The organism is Marinobacter sp. C7 (genome assembly GCF_022343555.1).
Classification (GTDB): domain Bacteria; phylum Pseudomonadota; class Gammaproteobacteria; order Pseudomonadales; family Oleiphilaceae; genus Marinobacter.
On sequence record NZ_JAKQZH010000001.1, the window covers coordinates 98,153 to 122,446 of the forward strand.

Genomic DNA, 24,294 nt, shown 5'->3' on the forward strand with positions numbered 1-24,294 from the left:
CCAGCACCCGCAGAAACCGAAGCGGTCGGCAAGATGCCGACGGCTTCCGTCCCCGCCCGGCGGCAGTCCAGCAAGGTGCGCCGCCAGCGCCTGCGAGCGGCATGGCTATTCCTGATTCCCATGCTCGTGGTGCTGGCTGCCGTCGCCGGATGGCCTCTGGTACGAACCATCTGGTTCAGTTTCACCGACGCCAGCTTTTCCAGTATCAGCGAGTATGGTTGGGTTGGCTTCGAGAATTACCTGGTCTACGACGACGGCATGTGGTTCGGCGTCCTGGCCGATCCGGCCTGGTGGCAGGCGGTCTGGAACACCCTGTTCTTTACCGTGGTGTCCGTGGGCGCCGAAACCATCCTCGGACTGATTATCGCCCTGACCCTCAATGCCCGGTTCCGTGGACGTGGCTGGGTTCGTGCGGCGGTGCTTATTCCCTGGGCAATTCCGACGATTGTCTCGGCCAAGATGTGGGGCTGGATGCTCCACGACCAGTTCGGGATCATCAACGACCTTTTGATGACTCTCGGGATCATCGCGGAGCCACTGAACTGGACCGCCAATGCCGATCTGTCCATGTGGGCAGTGATCATGGTCGATGTCTGGAAAACCACACCGTTCATGGCCCTGCTGGCCCTGGCGGCGCTGCAGATGCTGCCCTCCGACTGCTACGAAGCGGCGAAGGTGGACGGTATCAACCCGGTCCGGGTGTTCTTCAAGGTCACGCTGCCGCTGATCACGCCGGCGCTGATGGTCGCCATCATTTTCCGGGTCCTGGACGCGCTCCGGGTGTTCGATGTGATTTACGTGCTGACGTCCAACAGCGAGGACACCATGTCCATGTCCGTCTATGCCCGGCAACAACTGGTGCAGTTCCAGGATGTGGGCTACGGCTCCGCAGCGTCGACGGTGCTGTTCATGATCATCGCGCTGGCAACCATCACCTATCTCTATTTGGGCCGCAAACAGATCGGAGGTGAGGCATGAACGTCCGTTTGCTCAAGAAGATTGCCGGCAAGGTCGGATTTGCCGTTCTGCTGCTGGCGATCCTGCTGTTCACGGTATTCCCGTTTTATTACGCCATCCTGACCTCGTTCAAGAGCGGTTCCGAGCTGTTCACCGTCGACTACTGGATCAGTTCTTTCGATTTCGCCAACTACGCGGCGGTGCTGGGCCAGGGCTCATTCGTAAAGAGTATCTGGAACTCGGTACTGGTGTCCCTCGCCACGGTGCTGATTGCCATGGGCTTCGGCCTGACCGCGGCCTACGCCCTCGGCCGGGTGCAGTTCCGGGGCCGTAGTGCGGTACTGATGATCGTGCTCGGGGTTTCCATGTTCCCCCAGGTAGCGGTGTTGTCCGGCCTGTTCGAAGTGATCCGCGCCATGAACCTGTATAACGATCCGCTGGCGCTGATCTTTTCCTACACCATTTTCACGTTGCCGTTCACGGTCTGGATACTGACCACCTTTATGCGGCAGTTGCCGAAGGAGCTCGAAGAAGCGGCAATCGTCGACGGAGCTTCCCCCATCACCACGCTGTTCAAGGTGTTCATACCGCTGATGTGGCCCGCCATGGCGACCACCGGTCTGCTCGCATTCATCGCCGCGTGGAACGAGTTCCTGTTTGCCCTCACGTTCACTCTCACCGACGACCAGCGCACGGTGCCCGTGGCCATCGCCCTGATTACCGGTGGCTCCCAGCATGAGCTGCCCTGGGGCAACCTGATGGCCGCTTCGGTCATCGTTACAGTGCCGCTGGTGGTGTTGGTGCTCATCTTCCAACGTCGAATCGTGTCCGGCCTGACGGCGGGCGCGGTCAAAGGTTAATCAAGGAGTTTTCTGTATGACCCAGCCATGGTGGAAAGGCGGCATCATCTACCAGATCTATCCGCGCAGTTTTCTGGACACCAACGGGGATGGTATCGGTGACCTCCAGGGGGTGACGGAGAAACTTCCCTACGTGGCGTCACTGGGCGTGGATGCGATCTGGCTGTCGCCGTTCTTTACCTCGCCCATGAAGGACTTCGGTTACGATGTTTCCGATTATCGGGGCGTGGACCCGATGTTTGGAAACCTGGAAGACTATCGGGCGCTGGTGGCCGAGGCCCACCAACTCGGGCTCAAGGTGATCATCGACCAGGTGCTGAGCCACACCTCCGATATTCATCCCTGGTTCGAGGAGAGCCGGCAGAGCCGGAATAACCCCAAGGCCGATTGGTTTGTCTGGGCCGATCCGAAGCCCGATGGCACACCCCCCAACAACTGGCTGTCCATTTTCGGTGGCAGTGCCTGGGCCTGGGACAGTCGCCGGGCCCAGTATTACCTGCACAATTTCCTGACCAGTCAGCCGGATTTGAATTTCCACAACCCGGAGGTGCGCCGGGCCCAGTTGGACAACATGCGGTTCTGGCTGGATCTGGGCACTGACGGCTTCCGGCTGGATACGGTCAATTTCTACTACCACAGCCAGGGTCTGGAGAATAATCCGCCGGTACCCAAGGACCAGCCCAAGACGTTCGTGGCCAGCGGCGTGAACCCCTATACCTATCAGCGCCACGTGTACGATCTCAGCCAGCCGGAGAACCTGGCTTTTCTGGCGGATCTGCGCCGGCTGATGGACCAGTACCCGGACACTACCCTGGTAGGCGAGATCGGCGACGACAAGCCGCTGGAGCGGATGGCCGAATATACGCACGGCGACGGCCGCCTGCACATGGCCTACTCCTTCGACCTGCTGTCAGACCGTCAGGGACCGGACTGGGTCCGTGATGTGGTGCGCCGGTTCCAGACCCGCCTCGGAGAGGGCTGGCCCTGCTGGGCTCTGAGCAACCACGACGTGGTGCGGGTGGTCAGCCGATGGGGCGAAGGTGTGGACGACCCGGCAGCCTATGCCCGTATTCTCATGGCCCTGCTGCTGACCCTGCGTGGCAGCGTGTCCCTGTACCAGGGCGAGGAACTCGGTCTGCCCGAGGCGGATGTGCATTTTGAAGCCTTGCAGGATCCCTACGGCATTGAATTCTGGCCGGCATTCAAGGGCCGGGATGGCTGCCGGACCCCGATGCCCTGGACCGCGGGCGTGAAGGCAGGCTTCACCACCGGTGAGCCCTGGCTGCCGGTCGACGCCCGCCACCGGGAGTTGTCTGTTCAGAGCCAGGAGACGGATCCGGGTTCGACCCTGAACCGGGTCCGCCAGCTGATCCGCTGGCGCCAGCAACAGCCGGCCCTGGTTTCCGGCGGGCTGGAACTGATTGAAAACACCGGCGACGCGCTGTGCTGGATCCGCCGCAGTGATGACCAAAGCCTGCTCGTTGCCCTGAACCTGACCGGCCGACAGGTCCGGACACCGGTGCCTTGCACAGTTGACCGCATCATCGCGGAGCCCGGCTTTGAAGGGTACATCGACGGCGAAGAGCTGGTCCTGCCGCCTTACCAGGCGCTGTTTGCTGAACTTTGAACTTCGGAGCGCCCGGCCAGTGTGGCCGGGCGATCAACAGAGGAGTCTCCACCATGGCATGTGTGGAACTGAAAAACATCAACAAGACCTTTGGTAACGAAGAAATCCTGCCGTGCGTGAACCTGCGCATCGAGGACGGGGAATTTGTCGTGTTTGTCGGGCCTTCCGGCTGTGGCAAGTCCACCATGCTGCGCCTGATTGCCGGACTGGAAGACCCCACCGGCGGTGACATCGAAATCGATGGTCGTGTGGTTACCGAGGAATCGCCGAAGGAGCGGGGCGTAGGGATGGTTTTCCAGTCCTACGCCCTGTACCCGCACATGACGGTCTATGAGAACATCGCGTTCGGCCTGAAACTGGGCACGGCCAACAAGAGCAGGATCCGGGAGTGGGTCGAGAAAACCGCCGAAGTCCTGCAGCTGGAAAAGTTGCTGGAACGCAAACCCCGGGAGCTCTCCGGCGGACAGCGTCAGCGCGTGGCCATCGGGCGGGCCATGGCCCGGGAACCGAAAATCATGTTGTTTGATGAGCCGCTGTCCAATCTGGATGCAAGCCTGCGGGTGCAGATGCGTACCGAGATTGCCAAATTGCACGATCGGCTGCAGTCCACCATGATCTATGTGACCCACGATCAGGTTGAGGCCATGACCCTGGCCGACAAGATTGTCGTGCTCAACCGGGGCAATGTGGAGCAGGTCGGGACACCCTACGAGCTCTACGAGCATCCGGCCAGTCTGTTTGTTGCCGGGTTCATCGGCTCACCCAGGATGAATCTGATGCCGGGCCGGATCGCCGGAGCAACCGGTGGCGCCAGTACTCAGGTGGAGGTCGGCGGCCTCGGAACACTGACGATGAACCGAACCAGCGATGGTCTGACTCCCGGCGACGCAGTCACGGTCGGTGTCCGGCCTGAACACTTCCGGCTGGAGCTGTCCGGCCCGGATCGCGGCCTTGAGGTGGTGAATGTGGAGTACCTGGGCAACGAAGCCTACGTGTATATCGAATTGCCGGCTATGGACGAGTTGATGGTGGTGCGTCAGCCGGTACCCTGTGAGATCTGTCCCGGGCAGCGGGTGGAGCTGGGCACCGACGCGGACCTGGTACACGTCTTCGACCACACCGGCCGGGCGTTGCCGGCCTTTACCCCGCAGCCGGAGGCTGCCGGGGTGGCCGAGGCAGCAAACCGTTGATCACAGAAACACACCGGTGGGGAAATCATGACCGTCAGTAAAACGCCCAAACGGCTAACCGTGAAGGCGATGGCCGAGAAGCTGAATGTCTCCACGGCAACCATTTCCAATGCCTTCAACCGGCCGGATCAGCTCTCCGAGGCCAAGCGCCGCTGGATTCTCGAGGAGTGCAAGCGCCTGGGCTACATGGGACCGAACGCCGCGGCCCGCAGTCTGCGGACCGGGCGTACCGGTATTGTCGGCGTCATGCTGGCGGATAATCTGGCATACAGTCTCACCGACCCGGTCGCCAGCGAGTTCCTGCATGGGGTGGCCGAGGTTCTGGATCGCCGGCATATGAACATGTTGCTGCTTTCCAGTCACGACGAGCAACGCAGCCGCCTGCAGGAATCGATGGTCGATGGCTTCATTGTCTACGGCTGGCTCAGGCAAGAGGAAACCTATAAGCGCCTGAAGCAGCATGGCAAGCCCATGGTGGTGGTGGACTTTGACCTGGAAGGCTGTACCTGGGTCAACATCGACAACTACGACGGAGCCCGCCGCAGTGCCGAGCATGCATTGCGAATGCCCGCTGAGCAGGTGGCCATTCTCGGCTTGCGGCTGGTGGACACCGATCGGGTCTGCAGGATCCGGGATCGTGAACTGTTCAGCGAGACGCGGGCGATTTCGGTCCGGCGCCTGAATGGTTACCTGGATGCCCTTGAGGCGTCCGGTTACCAGGTTCCTTCGGAGCGCATCTGGTCCACGCCCACCAACACTCATCAGGACGCCTACCAGGCGGCGCGGGAGGCGTTGACCACCACCCCCCGTCCGGATTTGCTTTTGTGCATGAGTGACCGGATCGGGCTGGCGGCGATCCAGGCCGCACTGCAGATGGGGCTCAGGGTACCGGAGGATGTCCGGGTCGTTGGTTTTGATGGCATACCGGAAGGCGCCAATATCCATCCATCCCTGACCACCGTTTACCAGCAGAGCGCCGAGAAAGGGCGGGTGGCGGCCCGCATCTTTCTTGGCGAGCAGGAGGACCGGAACGTTCTCCTGCAAACTCATTTGCTGATCCGCGAAAGCTGCCCGTAACCATTCGAGAGGTTCCAGACCCATGTCCGATGTTCTCTGCTTCGGAGAAGCGCTGATTGATATGCGTGGTGAGCAGGGCGAGTGCGGTGTGCAGTATCTGCCCCAGCCCGGTGGTGCCCCTGCCAACGTGGCCGTGGGGGTGGCCCGTCTGGGCGGGCGCGCCGGTTTTGCCGGGCAGGTGGGCAACGATGTCTTTGGCCAGACTATCGCCCGTAACCTGGCTGGTTACGGGGTGGATACATCACTGCTGAGCCTGTCGGATTCGGCGCTGACTGCCCTGGCGATGGTATCGCTGGATGAGCAGGGCGAGCGCAGCTTCAGTTTCTACCGTAACGCCACCGCCGACCTGTTGTACCGGGCGGACCAGTTGCCCGGGCACGCGTTGAGCACCGCCCGGATCTTTCACCTGTGCTCCAATACCCTGACCGAAGCTGCAATTCGCGACACGTCGCGGCTCCTGGTGGCGCGGGCGCGCAAGGCCGGCTGCCTGGTCAGTTTTGACGTCAATTTCAGGCCGGGGCTCTGGCCTTCACCGGAACAGGCCCCGGAGGTGATCGGGCAACTGGCCCGGCAGGCGGATATCGTCAAGTTCAGTCGCGAGGAGCTGGGACAGCTCTACGGTGAGCGTGCCGACGCCATGGTGCGGGACCTGCAAGACCAGGGGATCCCGCTGGTGGTGATTTCGGATGGGCCGGGCACCCTGCACGCTTTCGCTGCCGAAGAGCACCTGCAGGTCGAGCCTCCGATGGTCGAGGCCATTGATACGACGGCAGCGGGGGATTCCTTTGTCGCCGGCCTGCTTTATTGCCTGTGGCGGGATCGCATTGCGGCCGCCGGCTTCCGGCAGTGGCTGATGACCGGAGGCGTGCTGGCAGAGGCCCTGGAATTTGCGTCGCTGTGTGGTGCAATTACCGCCACACGGTTCGGCGCATTCGATGCTTTGCCAGAACCAAAGGATCTGAAAGTCCTTTCTAAATGACAAAAAGGCATGAAAGCTGCCTTTTCACCCATCCATTCTTGACTATAGTTAAGTTCAGGTGCAGCTCTTTGATCCGACAGCGTGCGAGAGGCGTACCTGACCATACCAACAACAGCAAGAAAAGGGGGTGTCCATGCTCCTGCAACATGCGTTCGGTCTTTTCACGCACCCAGACGAAGAATGGGTGTCCATCCGCAAAGAACACGAGACGCCCAGACGTCTCTACGTGGCTTATGTCCTTGTCCTGGCTGCGATTGCGCCGGTCTGTGCCTATATCTCGACAGCCTATTTCGGCTGGACGGTGGGTAACGAGCGGCTGATCAAGCTGACGGAAATCAGTGCCCTGCAACTGAGTGTGCTGACCTACCTCGCGATGCTGGTGGGCGTTTTCGCCCTTGGTTACGCCATTAACTGGATGGCGAAAACCTATGGCGCCAAGGAAGAGCATGTCCCGTCCAACGGGATTGCGCTGGCGGCATACTCCTGCACGCCGTTGTTCCTGGCAGGCTTCGCCCTGCTGTATCCGGTGCCCTGGTTCAACGCGATCGTGTTCCTGATCGCTGCCTGCTATGGCGCCTGGCTCATGTACGACGGACTGCCGATCGTCATGGGCATTGAGAAGGAGCGTGCCGTGATGTACGCGGGTGCCTTGCTGACCGTGGCCCTGGTCATCCTTGTGTCCACCCGTGTCGGTTCGGTCATCCTCTGGAACTTTGGCGTCGGCCCGGTATTCGTCAGCGGGTAAACGGCGGCATTGCGCTGCCAGACAATGGAAATGTGCAACGGAAGGGAGCCAGGCAGGCTCCCTTCGAACTTTCAGGGCCCGGCACTTCAGTTCCCGTCGTCGATCCTCAGGCCTGAACTGTCTGAGCCCATCTTGCCCTGTTCCAGGCGGATGGCGACTTCCAGGTTGTGCCTCGAATCGGCGTTGGCAAAGGCCTCGTCCTTGGTGATCTGGCCCTGGTGATAGAGGTCCAGGATGGCCTGGTCGAAGGTCCGCATGCCCATCTCCCGGCTTTTTTCCATCACCTCGCCGATCCCGCCGATTTCACCCTTGTTGACCAGTTCCTTGATGTAGGGGCTGGCGAGCATGACCTCCACGGCCGGGACCCGTTTGCCATCAACACTGCGCAAGAGCCGTTGGGAAACCACCGCCCGCAGGTGCAGGCTCAGGTCCATGAACAGCTCCTTGTGGGCTTCGTCCGGGAAGAAGTTCACGATCCGCCGCAGGGTCTGGTCCACATTGCTGGCGTGCAGGGTGGAAATACACAGGTGGCCGGTCTCGGCATAGGTCAGGGCCTGCTTCATGGTTTCCCGGTCCCGGATCTCGCCAATCATGATGACGTCCGGCGCCTCCCGCATGGCCCGCTTCAGGGCATCGGAATAGGAGTGGGTATCGACGCCGACTTCCCTCTGATTGATCACGCTCATACCGTGGGTGTGGGTATATTCGATCGGGTCCTCAATGGTCAGGATGTGACCGCTGCGGTGCTGGTTCCGATAATCGATCATTGACGCCAGGGTCGTGGATTTACCGGAGCCGGTGGCACCAACCACCAGGATCAGGCCCCGGGGTTCCATGATCAGCTGCTCGAGGATTCCGGGCAGGCCGAGGGATTCGATCGATGGAATCTCGGTTTTCAGGTAGCGGATGACCATCGCCACTTCGCCCCGTTGCCAGAACACGTTCACCCGGAACCGACCGACCTGGTCCACCCCGATCGCCATGTCCAGTTCCAGATCCCGCTCGAATGCGGCCCTCTGATGGTCGTTCATCACCGAATAGGCCAGCTTTTTGACGGCGCCGGGCTGAAACGGGTTCTGGGTCAGCGGCCGGGTCTGGCCTTCGATCTTGATCATCACCGGTGTGCCGGTGGAGAAGTAGAGGTCCGATGCGCCTTTGTCGGCCATGACCTTGAGGTATGCGGGCAACTCCATAAAACTGTCTCGCTCTCCACGGTTCAAAGTACAAATACTAGTCCATATACCTCGGGCCTGCCCGGCCGGGATATCACCGGGTTCAGGCAGTGGGCAGGCCCCGGGTGATGGCCGACGGATCTCCACGACCCTCAACGGCGGCCAGTTCGGCGCTGGACAGCCATTCGCCGGGTGGCTGTTCCATGACCTGGGCGCAGGCGGCCAGCACGTGTCCCCAGGAGCACTCATTGGCAAACAGCATGCCGGCCACATTCAGGGTTCCGCCCTGGTTCAGGTAACCCAGTACCCGGGTGTGGGATAGCTCCGGGAACAGGGAGTACAGATGGCCGCGGAAGACCTCGGGGCGCATATGGGTCAGGCCGACACGACGCCTCAGACGGTGGGGGAAGAGGCGCTCACGCTCGAATTCCGAAGCACAGACGGCGGCCTCGTGAGCGTCACGGGGCTGGCGGAAACGACCGGGTTCCTGCACATAGACCAACCGGAAGGGTGTGCCGGTCTCCCGCAGGCGTTCGCAGGCCCGGATTGCCTCCGACAGCTGGTAGGCGCCGTTGGCGATCAGCAGCAAAGGCTCGCCGGCACAGGTGTCTTCATCGACGACCAGAGCCCCCTGCCGGGCCAGGGTCTCGGCCTCGCTGGCGTCAAAGACACAGGGGCGCTCCCGTTTGGGCACTACCATGCAGGTCAGGCGGCCGCGATCGGTGTAGACCGAGGGCAGGGCGGCGAGGGTGCTGTTGTAGTCCGCCGGGAAGATGACCCGGGATACGTCGTTCATCTCGCCAAGGAGGCTCTCGCAGAAAGTGGTGTCCTGGTGCGACTGCTCATTCTTGCCGTTTTCCCAGGTGTGGGAGCTGGCAATGACGGGGAAGCCGAGCCAACGGGCAGGCCGTCCCACCGCCTTCTGATGCCGGGCAAAAATGAGCTCCTGGCGGATGGCGCCCAGCATCTTGACGCAGAAAGCTTCATAGCTGGCCACCAGGTTCACACCACCCTTGTTTGCCAGACACGCCGAGATCACCGCTTCTTCGTTCAGCACGGTAATGATCTTGCCCTGGACATCCTCCTGTTCATTCTCAGGGTCATTCACCCGGTGTTTGAGCGTTTTCAGGACACCGGTCAGACGGTTGCTGGCCAGTTCATCCGGGTTGCCGACCCGGGGGCGCAGGTCGGGATTCTCGGCAACGAGGGCCTGGAAAAAGTGATCCACCGCTTTCATGGGCGAGTAAGCCGGTTCCCGGCACGCAGGCAGGTGCGGAATGACCGGATTCTCCGGATTACGGCATGCCAGGGCATGATCGCGTTCCAGGGGACGGTTCTGACGGCAATGGTCACCCAGCTGCCGGATGGCGCCCTGAAGCTCATCGGGATTGACCCAGAGCGGCGCGATGTGGCTCTGGAATAGCTCCCTGGCCCGGGTGTCGATCCGGGGATTTCCCGGCAGGGGCAGGTTGTGCGCCGCGTTGCTCCCGGCACCATAGAAGCCGTAACCCTTGACCGTTTCCGCGATGCCGTAGGGGATGCGCACTGGATAGCGCACCTCGCCCCTGACCGCTGCCTGCCCACGGTCTTTCAGTGACTCTTCCATGGAGAACAGGGCACAGACAAAGGCGGAGGGGTCTCGGCCGTCGAAGCGGAACGGGTCAAAGCCCCGATGGCACAGGTGTGCCTCGAATCGTTCGAGCCCTTCCCGGGTACCCAATTCGGTGCGCTGCTCGATGCGGCGACCGTTGGCAATCATGATCGGCAGAACCAGTCCGCAGTCTTCGTGGCGCCACCACCGGGGAATCCAGTCACTACCGCGCTGTTCCTCGGCGGCGCCGTCCGACAGGAAGGCTGCCAGGGACTCGCCCGGCAGTGGCAGGTGGGCATACTGGAGCTCCGCGAATCCCAGGTACCCGCCCTCAATGATGCCCCCGGCGGTGTGGGGATTGACGTGGCTGCCGACAGGCGCAGCCATGGACCCATCGGGCTTCTGACGATAGCTGTAAAAGTCCTCTGCCAGGCGTGACAGGCCATCGGGGCCCTGGTACCGCTCTTGCTGCTCGGGGTGGAGGTTGCCGGTCAGGACATTGATTGCATCCACTGCAGCGACACAGTGACCCTGACCCATCAGCCAGCTGCGGGTCTGGCCGGTGAGGCTGTTAAGGGCGAGGTAGGCGGCATAGGCCGGCACCATATTGAGGGCGCCGCCGGTATGGCCTTCCGGACTCGTCTTGAAGTCCTGAGCCGATAGCGGCGCGCCGGTCACGTCCACACGACGGGTATAGGTCATGTGCACGACCAGCCATAGACCGGCACTGGTCAGGCGATCCAGGGCCGCCAGTTTGCGATAGACCGCTTCCGTGTCTGGTTGCAGCCCCCGCTGTACCAGCCGCTCGGCCAGCGCCTGAACCTGGGCATGAGTGACTTCGGAATGCTGGATGACTCCATAGCCCTGTCGCCACAGATCGAATTCCGGGCGAGCATGACCGGTGGTCGGCGCCGGCTGGGATTGAATTGGCGATGGCATGGGATGCCTCCGTGACAGGGGTGATCTCTCGCTGATTGTAAGAGCTGGCAAACGGAGTACCCTTGATGCAGGTCATTCGGAACTGCATCTTGTTTCAGACCGCTGTTTTGAGGTTATCCGCCGAATCTGAGATCCTGAACCGATCATTCCTGAGGACCCGGAGGCTGCCATGACAGACGACAAACGCCGTCAACATTCCTCTCCTGTGGTCGATGGTATCGGCAAGTCCGCCAGTCGGGCCATGCTCCGGGCCGTCGGCTTTACCGATGACGATTTCCGCAAGCCGCAGGTCGGTATTGCCTCGACCTGGAGCAATCTCACGCCCTGTAACATGCACATCAACCGACTGGCCGAGGAGTCTGCTGCCGGTGCTGACGAGGCCGGCGGTAAGTCCCTGATCTTCAATACCATTACTGTGTCTGACGGTATCGCCAACGGGACCGAGGGCATGAAGTACTCCCTGGTGTCCCGGGAGGTGATTGCCGACTCCATCGAGACCACGGCCGGCTGCGAGGGCTTTGACGGCCTGGTGGCCATCGGCGGTTGTGACAAGAACATGCCGGGCTGCCTGATGGGGCTGGCGCGCCTGAACCGGCCCTCGGTGTTTGTCTATGGTGGCACCATCATGCCCGGCAAGAATCACACCGACATCATTTCCGTGTTTGAGGCAGTCGGCGCCCATGCCCGCGGTGACCTGGACCTGATCGAGGTAAAGCAGATCGAGGAAACCGCGATACCGGGTCCCGGCTCCTGCGGTGGTATGTACACCGCCAATACCATGGCCTCGGCCATCGAGGCCATGGGCATGAGTCTGCCCGGAAGTTCGGCCCAGAATGCGGTTTCGGATACCAAGGCAGAGGATTGCCGGGCCGCCGGCGCGGCCGTGCTGAACCTGCTGGAAAAGGGTATCCGACCCTCGGATATCATGACCCGCGAAGCCTTCGAGAATGCCATCACCGTGGTGATTGCCCTGGGCGGTTCCACCAATGCGGTGCTGCATCTGCTGGCCATGGCGAGCACCGTGGGCGTGGAGCTGGACCTGGAGGATTTCACGGAGATCGGCAAACGGGTGCCGGTGCTGGCGGACCTGAGGCCCAGTGGCCACTACATGATGTCCGAGCTGGTGGCCATTGGCGGTATCCAGCCGTTGATGAAGATGCTGCTGGAGCGGGGGCTGTTACACGGCGATTGCCTGACGGTGACCGGTCAGACGCTGGCGGAAAACCTGGCGGACGTGAAACCTTACCCGGAAGGTCAGGACATCATTCATGCCTTTGATGATCCCATCAAGGCGGACAGCCACCTGCGTATCCTCTACGGTAACCTGGCGCCGACCGGGGCGGTCGCCAAGATCACCGGCAAGGAGGGCACCCATTTCACCGGTCGTGCCCGGGTGTTTCATTCCGAGGAAGAGGCCCAGGCCCGGATCCTCGATGGGACCGTGGTGGCCGGTGATGTGCTGGTGATCCGTTACGAAGGGCCGAAGGGTGGACCGGGCATGCGGGAGATGCTGAGCCCCACCTCTGCCATCATGGGCAAGGGCCTTGGCAGTGATGTCGCTCTGATCACCGATGGCCGGTTTTCCGGCGGCAGCCACGGTTTCGTGGTCGGACACATCACACCGGAAGCGGCGGAGGGCGGTCCCATCGCATTGGTGGAGGACGGCGATGCGATTACCATCGATGCGGTCAGCAACCGTATCGAGCTGGATGTGACCGAAGCGGAGATGGAGCGCCGGCGCAAGGCCTGGCAGGCACCAGCACCCCGGGTGACGCGCGGCGTACTGGCCAAGTACGCCCGGACTGTAAGCTCGGCCTCCAAGGGCGCGGTCACGGATCTGCCCTAACGTCCGTTCGGGATCACCGGAGGACCCCAGTAGTAACCCTGGCCGTGGAGGCCGGGGAACTGCTGGAGCCAGATGGCAATGGTCTCGTCCTCGACACCCTCCACAACCACATCCAGATCCAGACTCTCGCCCAGCTCCAGGGCCACCCGGAGGATCCGCTGACGCTTGGGATAGTGCAGGATGTTTTTCAGGAAACTCCGGTCGATTTTCAGTTCGTCCAGCTCAAAGGTGGCCAGCGTCCCGAGCGAGGAGTGTCCGGCGCCAAAATCATCGAGAGCAATCCGAAAGCCCGTAGCACTGAGCATGCCGATGGTTTTCCGGGCAGTTTCCGGGTCACTCATCATGGCCGTTTCGGTGATCTCCAGGATGAAGTTCTCCGGTGACAGGCCATGGCGCTGGGTGATACCGGCGGCAAATCGGTGGAAGCCGGGCTGGGCCAGGTCCTTGGCAGAGATGTTGACCGACACGGAGATATGCCGGCCAAACCGGTCGCGCAGGGCGGCAAAGTCCCGACAGGCGCGGTCCAGCACCCAGAGCGTGACCGTGTGGATCATGCCTACCTTCTCCGCCAGGGGAATCCACTGATCCGGCGCCACCCTGCCGAACTCGCCGTGATGCCAGCGGATCAGTCCTTCCAGGGAGTCGATCCGGCCATCCCGGATACTTACCTTGGGTTGGTACTCGAGCCACATTTCACCGGCGCTCAGCGCCTCCTCAACATCCAGGATCAGCATTTGCTGGCGGTAAAGGCGCCGGGCGACCGAGGGGTCGTACACCGATAGCGGTCGGGTATCATCAAGCGAGGCGAAGCCGGCGGATGACAGAATGGTGGTCGCATCCTTTCCATGCTCCGGCGCGTGCGCCAGGCCAAGGGCGGGGGCCCAGGAAAAGGAAAACCGGCCTTCCCGGAAGTTCCTGCCCAGCCAGTCGGTGATGGCGTCCAGTGCCGGATCGCCCGGCCCGGCGTTCGGATCACGGTAAAAGGCAAAGGCGTGGTTGCTGGTGTCGAGCGTGGCCAGGGCCTGGCCGTTAATGGCAATCAGCCGGTCACCCAGACAGCGTTTGAGGACACTGTTCAGTTGCCTGAGATATTGCTTCAGCAGATCTTCGGCAGTGTGGTAGCCCAGCGCCTGCTCAAGTTCGTTGAACCGGGCCAGTCGGATGAGGCACAGGGTATAGGGCGACAGGTTGCTGTTGATGGCTTCCAGCGCCTCTTCCAGGACTGGCCGGTTGGGTTTGCCGGTTACCCGGTGGGTTTTCATCAGATGGTCGTATTCCTGTTCGATCCGGGCTCTCAGCTGCCGTTCCTGACGCACACGGTTATCGGATCCCGCGCGTCGCCTGCGTTCCTGCACCAGTAATCGGTCCACGCCGCTGGTCAGTATCAGGGCGCCGAGGGCCGCGCCGAGGGAGAAAGCGGAGTCGGTCAGGGTGTTGGCCGGCAGCCAGCCGATCAGGCGAAGGGACGTTGTTGTCGCGCCCAGGGCAATGACCAGGATGGACGGGGCAAAGTAGCGGCCGTGGTTGTGATGTCGGTGCCAGAACGTCAGTACGCAGATAAAGGCGCCGCCCAGAACACCGGTCACCACCAGGGTATCCTGACCAATCAGTTCGATGGCAAAGGGGGCTGCCAGGAGATGCAGTCCGCCCAGCAGACTGAATGCGCGCAGGAGCCTGATCGAGGGCTTGCCCAGGGGCAGGAAGTGGGGCGTGAATTCACACAGGGCAATCAGACACAGGGGCAGGGAGATTCCCAGAAGGGCGTTCAGTTCAGGGTGACGGGGCCAGAGCAGCCAGGACCCCAGCCCATCCATGACCAGCTGACTATGAATGACAGCCACCATGAGCACGCTGAGCCAGGCGAGGCCGGGACGTCGCAGCCGGAACACAATGCGGAGATTCAGCAGCAGCGCGAACACCAGAAGGCCGGTGATGAAGGCCTTCCATGCCAGGTCGGCAGCACCCCGGGTGACCACCTCGTCGGCGGTATTGACGGGCGCGAGCCAGAGGCTGACCGCCAGCCCGTAGGCGATGCTGGCGGCCAGCACGATCAGGGGCCGCCACTGTTTCAGCCAGGTCGCCGGATCTCGCAGAACAAGGCCAGGGGCTCGTGGGTTGGCATGACTTTGGGCTTGCGAATCCATTCGGGACTTCCTGGTTGCCGAAAAGACGGGGTTACAGCTCGGCTACATTCTTGAACATTATGTAACATTATGAATTATCTGAAATTTTACAGATTTTTAAGTTGTTTTGCATTTTCCGGTCAGTACGCCTCGGCGAAAATGTGACATGTCAGGCATTCGCCCACACTGGTATAGTGGGGCGCTATCACCGGAGTTCGGTACAGGGGGCGCGGAGACACGCATGATCGAGAAAATGACAACCGGGGCGCTGGCGCTCCTGATGATGGTTTTTGCAGCCACCGCACTGGCCGGCGAGGGGCCGAATCTGGCCTCGGTAAATGCCGCGGTGGCCTATACTGGTGACGAGACCCTGGTCTATGGCAAGAATGCGGACCGGCAGGTGCCCATCGCTTCGCTGACCAAGTTGATGACGGCCCTGGTTGTCCTGGAATCCGGTGAGCCCCTGGATGAACCGCTGACCTTCCATGAGCGTCACACTCCGGCGGCCAATAATGCCTACACGCGGATCCGTGTGGATTCGACCCTGCCCCGTTCGGAGGTGATCCGGATCGCGCTTATGTCGTCCGAGAACTTCGCCGCCTACACCCTGGCCCGCCATCATCCCGGCGGATACGACGCATTTGTCGAGGACATGAACAAGAAGGCCAGGGCCCTGGGTATGTCCGGAACCCGTTTCGTGGATCCGACCGGATTGTCGGCACTCAATGTCTCCACGGCCTCGGACCTGGTTCGCCTGGTCAACGCCACTCTCGAGTATCCCGAGATCCGCGAGTATTCCACCACCGGCTATTACCGTGCCCACTTCCGCAACCCCAGGTACAGCCTGTCCTTCGGTAACACCAATCCCTTGGTGCACCGGGACAGCTGGGGCGTCCAATTGAGCAAGACCGGCTACCTGTCCGAGGCAGGGCGTTGCCTGGTGATGGTTTCCAACATGAATGGCAGGCAGGTCGTGACCGTCCTGTTGGATTCTCTGGGGACCCGCTCGCCACTGGGGGATTCCGGCCGCATCAAACGCTGGCTGGATACCGGGGAGCCCGGCAGCGTAGCAAAGGCAGCCCGACGTTATGAGCGGGAGAAGAATGCCGCTTACGCGGTTGCGGACAATGGCACCCCTGCGGTGAACTGACTGGGACAGGCCTGACACATGATCGAAATCTTCACCACCGGCGGCACCATCGACAAGGTGTACTTTGACGCCAGCAGCCAGTTCGAGATCGGCGACTCCCTGTTGCCTGAGTTGTTGCCGGAGTCCAACATCCACGACGGCTACCGTGTCCATGAGGTGTTGAGGAAAGACAGCCTGGACATGACCGATAACGACCGTGACAGCATTTTCGAAGCAGTGGCCGGTTGTGAGGCCCGGCGGATCCTGATTACCCATGGCACCGACACCATGGCCGAGACGGCGGAACGGCTGTCATCCCTGACCGACCGGACCATCGTACTGTTCGGGGCCATGCAGCCGGCACGGATGCGTCGCACCGACGCGCTGTTCAATCTGGGCTTTGCCTGGTCCGCGGTGCAGCTGCTGCCACCGGGCGTCTATATCGCGATGAATGGTGAGGTGTTCGAGGCCGGTGCGGTTCGCAAGAACCGGGAGGCAAAACGGTTTGAGCGGATCTGATCAGCCGGAGTTGACGCTCGCGATCTCCTGGCCGGTCAGAGCGCGATACTCGCCGGGCGCCAGCTTCGGGTCGAGGGTGATGTCTCCCACCTGTACCCGGTGCAGCGCCACCACGTGATTCCCGACTGCGGCCAGCATGCGCTTGACCTGATGGTAGCGCCCCTCTGAAATGGTCAGTTCAATCACCCTGTCATCCATCCGCCTGACCACAGCCGGTCGGGTCCGGGTGTCCTCATTGCGCAGCAATACCCCGGCCTTCAGTGCCTGCTCCGCAGCGTCGGTCAGCCCTTCGCCGAGATTGACCCGGTAGGTCTTCGGACAATCGGTCCTGGGTGAGGTGATGCGATGGGACCACTGACCGTCGGTGGTCAGGAGCAACAGGCCGGTGGTGTCCAGATCCAGTCTTCCGGCGATGTGAAGGTCCCGGGCAAGCTCCGCCGGCAACAGGTCCAGGGCCGTCGGATGGTCGCTGTCCCGGGTGGCGCTGACCACACCCCGGGGCTTGTTCATCATCAGGTAGCGTTCGCCGGGAAGCGTCAGGGGCGTGCCATTCAGTGCGACCCGCGCATCGTCGGAGATCCTCCTGTTGGCGGTTTTGCAGGCGGTGCCCTCGACGGTAACTGCGCCGCCGCCGATCGCTCGCTTGGCCTCCTTGCGGGACAGCCCTGTGCAATTGGCGACGAACTGGTCCAGACGCAGATTCATCAGCAGCTTTGTCCCGGTCCCGGTGTGCTCAGGGTTGCCAGACACAGGACTGAAGTCTGTCCCGTCACCCGGGCCCAGAGTTGCGCCACTGCCCGGTCATTGACGGTGGGCCTGGGCAGACGCCGGCTGGTGACCGGCACAAGGTGGCCGCCGTCATTACGGGCGACCACGAAGGTGAAGGGGTGCGCACCTGGCAGGCCAAGGCGGATATCGGTGGCGGTCACCCGGTCACCGTCGGTGGCGTAGTCCAGGAAGCCGCCGGTGAACCATTCCAGGCGGCGTACTTCGGGCAGATCCGCGACTGCCTGTGCCAGCTTCGGATCGCGGGGGAAGGTCTCCAGCGTCAGTGGCTGATCACCGTCCAGGAAGCCGGTGACGATCTCCACCCGCCGCTCGTCATTGACGGCGGTGGCCCGCCAAAGCACCGTTGTGAACGGCATCGGCTGAACCATCAGCCTGGCGTTCTCCATGCCAGCCTGAGTCAGGGCAGGCGTGACCCGGTCGGTAATGATCTGTTGCGCTGCCAATGTCCAGCCCAGGTAGAGAGTGGAGAGTGTCAGACCCGCAGCGATGGCTTTGGGAGCCGGCGGCCGCACCAGAAACAACAGGCAGCCGGCCAGCAGTGGCAAGGTGTAGGCCGGGTCTATGATGAAAATGCTGTTGATGGCCACGGGGCCGCCGAATGGCCAGAAAAGCTGGGTGCCATAGGTGGTAAAGGCATCCAGTATCGGGTGGGTCAGGAGAATAAGGCCGGTCAGCAGTAACCAGCGCCGGAAACCCAGACGGGGTTGCCACCGCCAAAGCAGCCAGGCAAGCAGCAGTGCCACGGGGGCCAGGACAAAGAGCGAGTGACTGAAACCCCGGTGCTGGGTGAAGTTGGCCACCGCGGAACCATAGTCAATGACCACGTCCAGATCCGGCAGCGTGCCCAGCGCACCGCCGATCAGCAGAGCCGAGCGGCCGAGGGTCTTACCGGCTACCGCCCCGGCCAGGGAAGCGCCGAGAGCGACCTGGGTGATGGAATCCATGGTGTACCTGCGACCTCCGGCTTACGAATCGAATCAGTTACCGGTAGATACGTTCAGTCTGGCCAGAACGGCTTGTCCCGGATAGCCGTCGGCGACCATGCCCGAGGCGGCCTGGAACTTGCGAATGGCCGATCGGGTGGCTGGCCCCAGGATGCCGTCCGGATTGCCGGTGTCGTATCCGCGGTCACTCAGGGCCTGCTGCAGCTCCATGATATTGCTGCGGGACAGGGCTGGAGCATCCTCTGGCGGCGGGTTTTGCAGCTTGCCGGCACCGGCTACCCGGTCGGCCAGGTGACCGACGGCAATGGCATAGAATTCGGAACGGTTCCAGCCCATGATCACCCGGAAATTGTCATAGACCAGAAAGGCCGGCCCCCGATGGCCTGCAGGCACCACGAGTTTTGCCTTGATGTCTGCGCGGGCAAGGGCCTTGCCAAAGGCATCAGTGATCCCCAGTTTCCGCCATTGGTCCAGAGGCAGGCGCCGGCCATCGGCGAGGCTGTAGTCGAAGCCATCGGGCAGCAGCACCTCACGCCCCCAGCGGTAATCCCCATCCCAACCCATGGACTGCAGGAACTTGCCGGCTGACATCATGGCATCGGGCAGGCTGTTCCAGAGATCGCGCCGGCCGTCGCCATCGGCATCCACCGCGTGCTGCAAAAACACCGTGGGCATGAACTGAACGTGTCCCATGGCGCCGGCCCAGGAACCCTCCATCTGATCAGCGGGAATGGCGCCTTCGTCGATGATGCGCAGGGCTGCGATCAGCTGTTGGGTAAAAAAGTTGCTGCGGCGGGGATCGCAGGCCAGTGTGGTCAGTGCGCTGGGCACGGACATTTTGCCGAAGTAACTGCCGAAGTTGGTTTCAAGGCCCCAGAACGCCACCAGGTAGGGCGCAGGGACGCCGGTTTCCTCGGTCACCCGTTCCAGTAATTCCCGATGCTCGGCGAGCATCTCACGCCCTTTGCTGACCCGTGCCTCGTTTACCCGTCGGTTCAGGTAGTCGGCGAAGGTGGTGGTGAATTCCGGCTGCCGGCGGTCCAGTTCGATCACCCGGTCCAGAAGCTCGGCCTGTGCCATCACTTCGCTGGCGGTGCCCGGGCTGACGCCGGCCTCAACGGCCCGTTGCTCGAGTCGCACCTTGCACTCGACAAACTCCTGTTGATTGATGGGCTCAGCGGGCCCCTCGGTCTGGGCATGCACGGTGCCGCCAAATGAGCCCAGGATGCTGGTAATCATCAGGGCCAGTGGCCCACGGGATGTCGTTGAGAGAGTGAAGCGCACTCGATACCTCGAACCGGATAGTCTTGGATGGACGTTATGATGATCATGGTAGCGTGTTTTCAGGGTGTGAAAACACCGCAATGCCCAAGAGGGGATGACAATTGTTTAAGCTTCCGGTTCCACCGGGGGCGGTTATTCCTCTCCGGCGGGTTCCGGTGCCCGTTCAACCAGTCTTTCCCGGGGGAAGTGGCAAATGAATTCGCTGCCTTCGCCAATACGGCTGCGGATTTCCAGGTTGCCGTCATGGTTCAGCAGGACGTGCTTGACGATCGCAAGGCCGAGGCCGGTTCCTCCGGTATCCTTGTGGCGGCTGGGGTCAGCACGGTAGAAGCGTTCGGTCAGCCGGGGGATATGTACCGGGTCGATCCCGATGCCCGTGTCCCTGACCGAGAGGTGGGCACCGTCGCGATCGGTGCTCCAGGAAACGATGATGTGACCCCGGGCCGGCGTATATTTGACGGCATTGAAGACCAGGTTCGAGAAGGCGCTGCGCAGCTGGCCCTCATCACCGCGCAACAGGCGGTGGTCGGTGATGTTTACGGTGAACTCATGCTGCTTGTCGCCACTGAGCGCCCTGGCGTCATGGCAGATCTGTTCGATCAGGGCATCGACGTCGGTCAGTGAATCGTCCACCGTCTGCTCGCCCGTTTCGATTCGCGACAGGAGGATCAGGTCGGTGATCAGGGCTTCCATCCGGGAGGATTGTACAGCCATGGTGTTGACGGCGCGCCGCCACTTGGGGGGGAGTTCGTCGGCGTGGTCCACCAGGGTTTCCAGGTACCCGCTGATCACCGTCAGCGGAGTGCGCATCTCGTGGGACACGTTGCCGACGAAGTCCCGTCGCATCTGCTCCAGTTGGTACAGGCGGGTGACGTCCTTGGCGACAATCAGGCGGTCGTCATCACCGAACAGACTGATCTGGATCTGCAGATGGATGTGGGGCTTGGCGGGAGAATTGATTTCCAGTGGTTCCCGGTAGTCCCGTGAATCGAAGTAGTTCTTGAACGCGGGGGTACGGATCAGGTTATGGATGTATTGCCCCTGGTCGGTATTGCGGCGAAAGCCCAGCAGGTGTTCGGCAGATCCATTCCACCATTCCATGGCCCCGCGGGAGTCGGTCATGATGACCCCGTCCCGCATGGCGTTGGTGGATTCCTGAACCCGGTTTATCTGTGCCCGGAGTCGATCCTGCGTGCGCAGATGGTTCTGGTGGAGCTTGTTCAGGCCATCGAATATATCGCCCCACATGCCGATGCTCTGGGGCGCTTCATCGGTGCCGCTGGGACTGGCCAACCAATGATAGAGGCGGCGTGCCTGCACCAGGGTCCACCAGAGATAGACTACCAGGCCAAAGGTCAGGCCCCACAGCGGCCTGTCGAAAATGAAGCCAACCAGGGTCGTCATGGCGAGCCCGGCAATGATTATCCGCAGGTAGCGTGACCAGTTGTGATGCATCGAAAGCTGCCTTGTCTCAGTTCCGGCCTGATGCAGGGTGGGTGGCCGGCAGTGCTTATGCGGCTCTGGTGGAGAAACGGTATCCGGTTCCCCGCACGGTCTGGATCAGGTGGTCGTATTTTTCCCCGAGGGCTTTGCGCAACCGCCGGATGTGCACATCCACCGTCCGTTCCTCCACGTAGACGTTGCCGCCCCAGACCTGGTCCAGAAGCTGGGAGCGAGTATAGACCCTTTCCTGGTGCGTCATGAAGAACTGAAGCAGGCGGTATTCTGTCGGGCCCATGGTCAGGGCGCCCTCCTCGGTAGTTACCCGGTGGCCGACCGGGTCGAGGGTGAGACCTTCCACCTCGATCGGGCTGTCGACGCCCGGTGGGGTGGCCCGGCGCAGCACCGCCTTGAGACGGGCAACCAGCTCTCGGGGGCTGAACGGCTTGGTGATGTAGTCATCCGCCCCCACTTCCAGGCCCTGTATCTTGTTGTCTTCCTCGACCTTGGCCGTGAGCATGATGATCGGGATGTCGGCGGTGGCCTCGTCTTTCTTCAGTCGTCGGGCCAGCTCGACGCCGCTGGTTCCGGGCAGCATCCAGTCCAGCAGGACCAGATCCGGTTGTTTGTCGACAATCAGGGCATGGGCTTCCCGGGCATCCGCTGCCTCAATGTGGTCGTAATCTGCCATTTCGAGGGCCACCGCAATCATTTCCCGGATGGGGGCCTCGTCATCGACGATCAGGACAGTTTTTCCGTTCATGGTTTGTAACCTGTGTCAGACCTTGATTTGTTGCTGCCTCATTACAACGTCGAAGTATGACAAGTATATGACAGGCTCAGCTGAACAGCAGGTCGATCACCAGCCCCGTGAAAACCGCAAAGCCGGCCCAGTTGTTGTTCAGGAAGGCCTTGAAACAGCCTTCCCGTGCGCGGTCTTTTGCCAGGTATTGGTGGTACACGAACAGGCCGGCCATGACGGCAACCCCAAGGTAGTAGAAAGCCCCAAGCCCGGCCCGATGGCCGACCATCACCAGGATCAGGACGACCAGCGCCTGAAGCATGCCGATGATGGCCTTGTCGGCGTCCCCGAACAGGATCGCGGTGGACTTGATGCCGACCTTCAGGTCGTCATCCCGGTCGACCATGGCGTAGAGGGTGTCGTAGGCCACCGTCCACAGTACGTTGGCGGTGAACAGCAGCCAGGTCAGCTGGCTCAGTTCGTTGGCTTGCGCCGCCCAGGCCATGGGAATGGCCCATGAGAAGGCCGTGCCGAGGAAGAGCTGAGGCAGGTGGGTGAAGCGTTTCATGAACGGATAGATGAACGCCAGGATGACGCCGCCAAAGGACAGGTACAGTGTCAGGGTGTTGGTGAACAGAACCACCATCAGGAACGAAATCAGGCACAGACCGGCAAACAGCGCAACGGCCTCCCAGGCGTGGATGCGTCCGGCCGTCAGCGGCCGGTCCCTGGTCCGCTTGACGTGTTTGTCCCAGTCCCGGTCGGCAAAATCATTGATGGCACAGCCGGCGGCGCGCATGAAAAAGACACCGAGGGTGAACACAATGACGTTGCCAAGGCCGGGACTGCCGTCACCGGCGAGCCAGAGCGCCCAATAGGTGGGCCAGAGCAGGAGCAATGAACCGATGGGGCGATCGATTCGCAGCAGTCGGGCGTAATCAGTCAGGCGGCTCTGGACGTGTTCGGGCATGGCGTTCAGGATCATGGTGCTTGTCCGGTTGCGGCGAATGGGAGAACCAAGGGATGTGCGGATTATAGCCAGCCTGTTCGGGCCGGTTAAAGGCCGGGCTCAGGAATAGAGGACAGGAAGCAGGTACTCGCCGACCAGCAGGGCATGATGACCGTCATGGAAAATCGAACGCCGGGCCAGCCGTGGCTGACCGTGGCCGTGTGGCACGCACAAGCCGGTTTCCAGGGGGCCGCGTTGCCAGCGTGGACTGCTGAACAGGTAGGCGCCAAGCGGCTTGTTGCCGAGGTTGCGCAGGATCCGGTTGCGCCCTGCCAGGCAGGGCAGCGGGATGACGGTACGGGCCAGGACCCAGGGGTGGCCGTCTCCGCACAGCCGCACCTCGCGGATCCACGCCTGTTCGCGCTGGGGAATGGCGAGCCGCTGCGCCTCTTCCGGTGTCGGACGGCCGAAGCCTTCCTGCCGGATCTCAACGTGGAAGGACCGCCGGCATTCCTGCTGGAGGGCGCGGGTAAAGGAGCCTTCCAGTTGGAGCCAGTAGCGGGCCGGGCCGTGGACATCGGGGTTACGAAGGCCTGCCGCAGCGAGGGAGCGATACCAGCGGGTCAGAGGGATTCCCGGTTGGTGCTCAGAGTCCCTTGACGGCATAGATTCCGGGGGCGTTACGCCAGTAGCCTTTGTAGTCCATGCCGTAGCCGAACAGGAAGCGGTCCTCGACTTCGAGTCCGGTGAAGTCAGCCTTGAGGCCCGAGCGGGCTTTGCGGTCATGCTGCTTGTCCACCAGCACAGCGGTCAGGACCTCGGCCGCACCATGGGCCAGACAGTAGTCCGCGATCGCACACAGGGTGGTGCCTTCATCGAGGATGTCGTCGACGATCAGCACGGTACGACCGTTCATGTCGGCTTCGGGCTGGAGTTTCCACTCCAGAATGCCGCCGGTGGTTTCCTGGCGGTAGCGGGTGGCGTGCAGATACTCCGCCTGCACCGGGAAGGTCAGCCGGGTCAGCAGTTGGCCGGTGAGGATCAGGCCCCCATTCATAACACAGAACACCAGGGGGTTGCTGTCCTTGAGCCGGGCAGTGATGTCGTCGGCCAGGTTGCGGATGGCAGCCTGTACCTGCTGTTCATCAACCAGGCAATCGGCCTCGGCCATGACCTGGTTCATTTCGGCGACGGTATCGGTCATAACGGTCGGATCCTGTCTAAAACGGGCGATTATACCGAAGTGGATGGCCAGAAGGGAGGGCCCGTTTGAGAGGGAATATCTGTATTTGTGGCTATTGGCAGAAAACTCTGCCGGGGACCGTCCGTAATGGCATTGGTGTCGGGGAAGGCGGCCGGTATGATGATCCCTGAAGCCATGGTGGCCCGCAA

The 24,294-nt window shown here is 61.9% G+C and carries 21 protein-coding genes; 10 read left to right on the plus strand and 11 right to left on the minus strand.

What is annotated here, in order from left to right; all coding sequences use genetic code 11:
• The first annotated feature begins 33 nt into the window (after positions 1–33).
• From MD273_RS00410 to MD273_RS00440, 7 genes are all read left to right on the plus strand, one after another.
• A complete protein-coding gene (locus tag MD273_RS00410) occupies positions 34–978 on the plus strand; it encodes a carbohydrate ABC transporter permease (RefSeq protein WP_239037578.1) in 945 nt (314 codons plus the stop codon).
• The gene (locus MD273_RS00415) at positions 975–1,817 is read left to right on the plus strand and encodes a carbohydrate ABC transporter permease (protein WP_239035807.1); all 843 of its coding nucleotides are present in this window, start codon (positions 975–977) and stop codon (positions 1,815–1,817) included. Before MD273_RS00410 ends, MD273_RS00415 begins: the two co-directional genes overlap by 4 nt.
• Before the next feature lie 16 nt (positions 1,818–1,833).
• Complete coding sequence (locus tag MD273_RS00420; RefSeq protein WP_239035808.1) at positions 1,834–3,444, plus strand: alpha-amylase family glycosyl hydrolase; 1,611 nt, start codon at positions 1,834–1,836, stop codon at positions 3,442–3,444.
• A gap of 53 nt (positions 3,445–3,497) precedes the next feature.
• Positions 3,498–4,634, plus strand: a complete 1,137-nt coding sequence (locus MD273_RS00425; RefSeq protein ID WP_239035809.1) for an ABC transporter ATP-binding protein — start codon at positions 3,498–3,500, stop codon at positions 4,632–4,634.
• Between the two features lie 27 nt (positions 4,635–4,661).
• Positions 4,662–5,711 (plus strand): LacI family DNA-binding transcriptional regulator, encoded by a 1,050-nt coding sequence (locus tag MD273_RS00430; RefSeq protein WP_239035810.1) that lies wholly within the window; start codon positions 4,662–4,664, stop codon positions 5,709–5,711.
• Positions 5,712–5,733: 22 nt separating this feature from the next.
• Positions 5,734–6,690 carry a carbohydrate kinase family protein gene (locus MD273_RS00435; protein WP_239035811.1) on the plus strand — a complete coding sequence of 319 codons (957 nt, stop codon included), beginning with the start codon at positions 5,734–5,736 and terminating at the stop codon, positions 6,688–6,690.
• 133 nt (positions 6,691–6,823) lie between these two features.
• Entirely contained in the window at positions 6,824–7,435 is a 612-nt protein-coding gene (locus MD273_RS00440) for a Yip1 family protein (RefSeq protein ID WP_239035812.1), read from the plus strand.
• An 86-nt stretch (positions 7,436–7,521) separates the two neighbouring features.
• Here MD273_RS00440 and MD273_RS00445 read toward each other — a convergent pair whose 3' ends face one another.
• Together MD273_RS00445 and MD273_RS00450 are read right to left on the minus strand one after the other, a co-directional pair.
• Positions 7,522–8,628, minus strand: a complete 1,107-nt coding sequence (locus MD273_RS00445; protein WP_239035813.1) for a PilT/PilU family type 4a pilus ATPase — start codon at positions 8,626–8,628, stop codon at positions 7,522–7,524.
• Between the two features lie 82 nt (positions 8,629–8,710).
• Entirely contained in the window at positions 8,711–11,137 is a 2,427-nt protein-coding gene (locus MD273_RS00450; protein ID WP_239035814.1) for a phosphoketolase family protein, read from the minus strand.
• Between the two features lie 169 nt (positions 11,138–11,306).
• Between MD273_RS00450 and ilvD the strand changes: the two genes are divergently transcribed.
• The gene (gene ilvD / locus MD273_RS00455; RefSeq protein WP_239035815.1) at positions 11,307–12,983 is read left to right on the plus strand and encodes a dihydroxy-acid dehydratase; all 1,677 of its coding nucleotides are present in this window, start codon (positions 11,307–11,309) and stop codon (positions 12,981–12,983) included.
• Here ilvD and MD273_RS00460 read toward each other — a convergent pair.
• Entirely contained in the window at positions 12,980–15,127 is a 2,148-nt protein-coding gene (locus MD273_RS00460) for a putative bifunctional diguanylate cyclase/phosphodiesterase (RefSeq protein ID WP_239035816.1), read from the minus strand. The genes ilvD and MD273_RS00460 overlap by 4 nt on opposite strands.
• A gap of 220 nt (positions 15,128–15,347) precedes the next feature.
• Between MD273_RS00460 and pbpG the strand changes: the two genes are divergently transcribed.
• Together pbpG and MD273_RS00470 are read left to right on the plus strand one after the other, a co-directional pair.
• Positions 15,348–16,256 carry a D-alanyl-D-alanine endopeptidase gene (gene pbpG, locus MD273_RS00465; protein ID WP_239035817.1) on the plus strand — a complete coding sequence of 303 codons (909 nt, stop codon included), beginning with the start codon at positions 15,348–15,350 and terminating at the stop codon, positions 16,254–16,256.
• A gap of 18 nt (positions 16,257–16,274) precedes the next feature.
• Complete coding sequence (locus tag MD273_RS00470) at positions 16,275–16,754, plus strand: asparaginase domain-containing protein (RefSeq protein WP_239035818.1); 480 nt, start codon at positions 16,275–16,277, stop codon at positions 16,752–16,754.
• On the opposite strand, the gene rsuA is transcribed toward MD273_RS00470, so the two are convergent.
• The 8 genes from rsuA to MD273_RS00510 form a co-directional block, all read right to left on the minus strand.
• Positions 16,755–17,453 (minus strand): 16S rRNA pseudouridine(516) synthase RsuA, encoded by a 699-nt coding sequence (rsuA, locus tag MD273_RS00475; protein WP_239037579.1) that lies wholly within the window; start codon positions 17,451–17,453, stop codon positions 16,755–16,757. It lies immediately after the preceding gene.
• 5 nt (positions 17,454–17,458) lie between these two features.
• A complete protein-coding gene (locus tag MD273_RS00480) occupies positions 17,459–18,487 on the minus strand; it encodes a metal-dependent hydrolase (RefSeq protein WP_239035819.1) in 1,029 nt (342 codons plus the stop codon).
• 33 nt (positions 18,488–18,520) lie between these two features.
• Positions 18,521–19,726, minus strand: a complete 1,206-nt coding sequence (locus MD273_RS00485; RefSeq protein WP_239035820.1) for a lytic murein transglycosylase — start codon at positions 19,724–19,726, stop codon at positions 18,521–18,523.
• Between the two features lie 177 nt (positions 19,727–19,903).
• Positions 19,904–21,226: a phosphate regulon sensor histidine kinase PhoR gene (gene phoR, locus MD273_RS00490; RefSeq protein WP_239035821.1), complete on the minus strand. Its 1,323-nt coding sequence runs from the start codon at positions 21,224–21,226 to the stop codon at positions 19,904–19,906.
• Positions 21,227–21,281: 55 nt separating this feature from the next.
• Positions 21,282–21,974, minus strand: coding sequence for a phosphate regulon transcriptional regulator PhoB (gene phoB, locus MD273_RS00495; protein ID WP_239035822.1), 693 nt, complete (start codon positions 21,972–21,974; stop codon positions 21,282–21,284).
• A 76-nt stretch (positions 21,975–22,050) separates the two neighbouring features.
• Positions 22,051–22,938 (minus strand): 4-hydroxybenzoate octaprenyltransferase, encoded by an 888-nt coding sequence (ubiA, locus tag MD273_RS00500; protein WP_239035823.1) that lies wholly within the window; start codon positions 22,936–22,938, stop codon positions 22,051–22,053.
• Positions 22,939–23,022: 84 nt separating this feature from the next.
• Positions 23,023–23,568 (minus strand): chorismate--pyruvate lyase family protein, encoded by a 546-nt coding sequence (locus MD273_RS00505; protein ID WP_239035824.1) that lies wholly within the window; start codon positions 23,566–23,568, stop codon positions 23,023–23,025.
• On the minus strand, positions 23,549–24,106 hold the full coding sequence (locus MD273_RS00510; RefSeq protein ID WP_239035825.1) for a hypoxanthine-guanine phosphoribosyltransferase: 558 nt from the start codon (positions 24,104–24,106) through the stop codon (positions 23,549–23,551). Before MD273_RS00510 ends, MD273_RS00505 begins: the two co-directional genes overlap by 20 nt.
• Positions 24,107–24,294: the final 188 nt, after the last annotated feature.

Excerpts from the sequence above, each read along its gene's own strand:
- phoR (WP_239035821.1), bottom strand. The coding sequence starts at position 21,226 with ATGCATCACAACTGGTCACGCTACCTGCGGATAATCATTGCCGGGCTC.
- MD273_RS00505 (WP_239035824.1), bottom strand. The coding sequence starts at position 23,568 with ATGCCGTCAAGGGACTCTGAGCACCAACCGGGAATCCCTCTGACCCGC.
- MD273_RS00480 (WP_239035819.1), bottom strand. The coding sequence starts at position 18,487 with ATGGATTCCATCACCCAGGTCGCTCTCGGCGCTTCCCTGGCCGGGGCG.
- MD273_RS00410 (WP_239037578.1), top strand. The coding sequence starts at position 34 with ATGCCGACGGCTTCCGTCCCCGCCCGGCGGCAGTCCAGCAAGGTGCGC.
- MD273_RS00450 (WP_239035814.1), bottom strand. The coding sequence starts at position 11,137 with ATGCCATCGCCAATTCAATCCCAGCCGGCGCCGACCACCGGTCATGCT.
- ilvD (WP_239035815.1), top strand. The coding sequence starts at position 11,307 with ATGACAGACGACAAACGCCGTCAACATTCCTCTCCTGTGGTCGATGGT.
- MD273_RS00415 (WP_239035807.1), top strand. The coding sequence starts at position 975 with ATGAACGTCCGTTTGCTCAAGAAGATTGCCGGCAAGGTCGGATTTGCC.
- ubiA (WP_239035823.1), bottom strand. The coding sequence starts at position 22,938 with ATGATCCTGAACGCCATGCCCGAACACGTCCAGAGCCGCCTGACTGAT.
- MD273_RS00445 (WP_239035813.1), bottom strand. The coding sequence starts at position 8,628 with ATGGAGTTGCCCGCATACCTCAAGGTCATGGCCGACAAAGGCGCATCG.
- MD273_RS00510 (WP_239035825.1), bottom strand. The coding sequence starts at position 24,106 with ATGACCGATACCGTCGCCGAAATGAACCAGGTCATGGCCGAGGCCGAT.
- pbpG (WP_239035817.1), top strand. The coding sequence starts at position 15,348 with ATGATCGAGAAAATGACAACCGGGGCGCTGGCGCTCCTGATGATGGTT.
- MD273_RS00435 (WP_239035811.1), top strand. The coding sequence starts at position 5,734 with ATGTCCGATGTTCTCTGCTTCGGAGAAGCGCTGATTGATATGCGTGGT.
- MD273_RS00440 (WP_239035812.1), top strand. The coding sequence starts at position 6,824 with ATGCTCCTGCAACATGCGTTCGGTCTTTTCACGCACCCAGACGAAGAA.
- MD273_RS00485 (WP_239035820.1), bottom strand. The coding sequence starts at position 19,726 with ATGATTACCAGCATCCTGGGCTCATTTGGCGGCACCGTGCATGCCCAG.
- MD273_RS00470 (WP_239035818.1), top strand. The coding sequence starts at position 16,275 with ATGATCGAAATCTTCACCACCGGCGGCACCATCGACAAGGTGTACTTT.
- MD273_RS00420 (WP_239035808.1), top strand. The coding sequence starts at position 1,834 with ATGACCCAGCCATGGTGGAAAGGCGGCATCATCTACCAGATCTATCCG.
- MD273_RS00425 (WP_239035809.1), top strand. The coding sequence starts at position 3,498 with ATGGCATGTGTGGAACTGAAAAACATCAACAAGACCTTTGGTAACGAA.
- MD273_RS00430 (WP_239035810.1), top strand. The coding sequence starts at position 4,662 with ATGACCGTCAGTAAAACGCCCAAACGGCTAACCGTGAAGGCGATGGCC.
- MD273_RS00460 (WP_239035816.1), bottom strand. The coding sequence starts at position 15,127 with ATGGATTCGCAAGCCCAAAGTCATGCCAACCCACGAGCCCCTGGCCTT.
- phoB (WP_239035822.1), bottom strand. The coding sequence starts at position 21,974 with ATGAACGGAAAAACTGTCCTGATCGTCGATGACGAGGCCCCCATCCGG.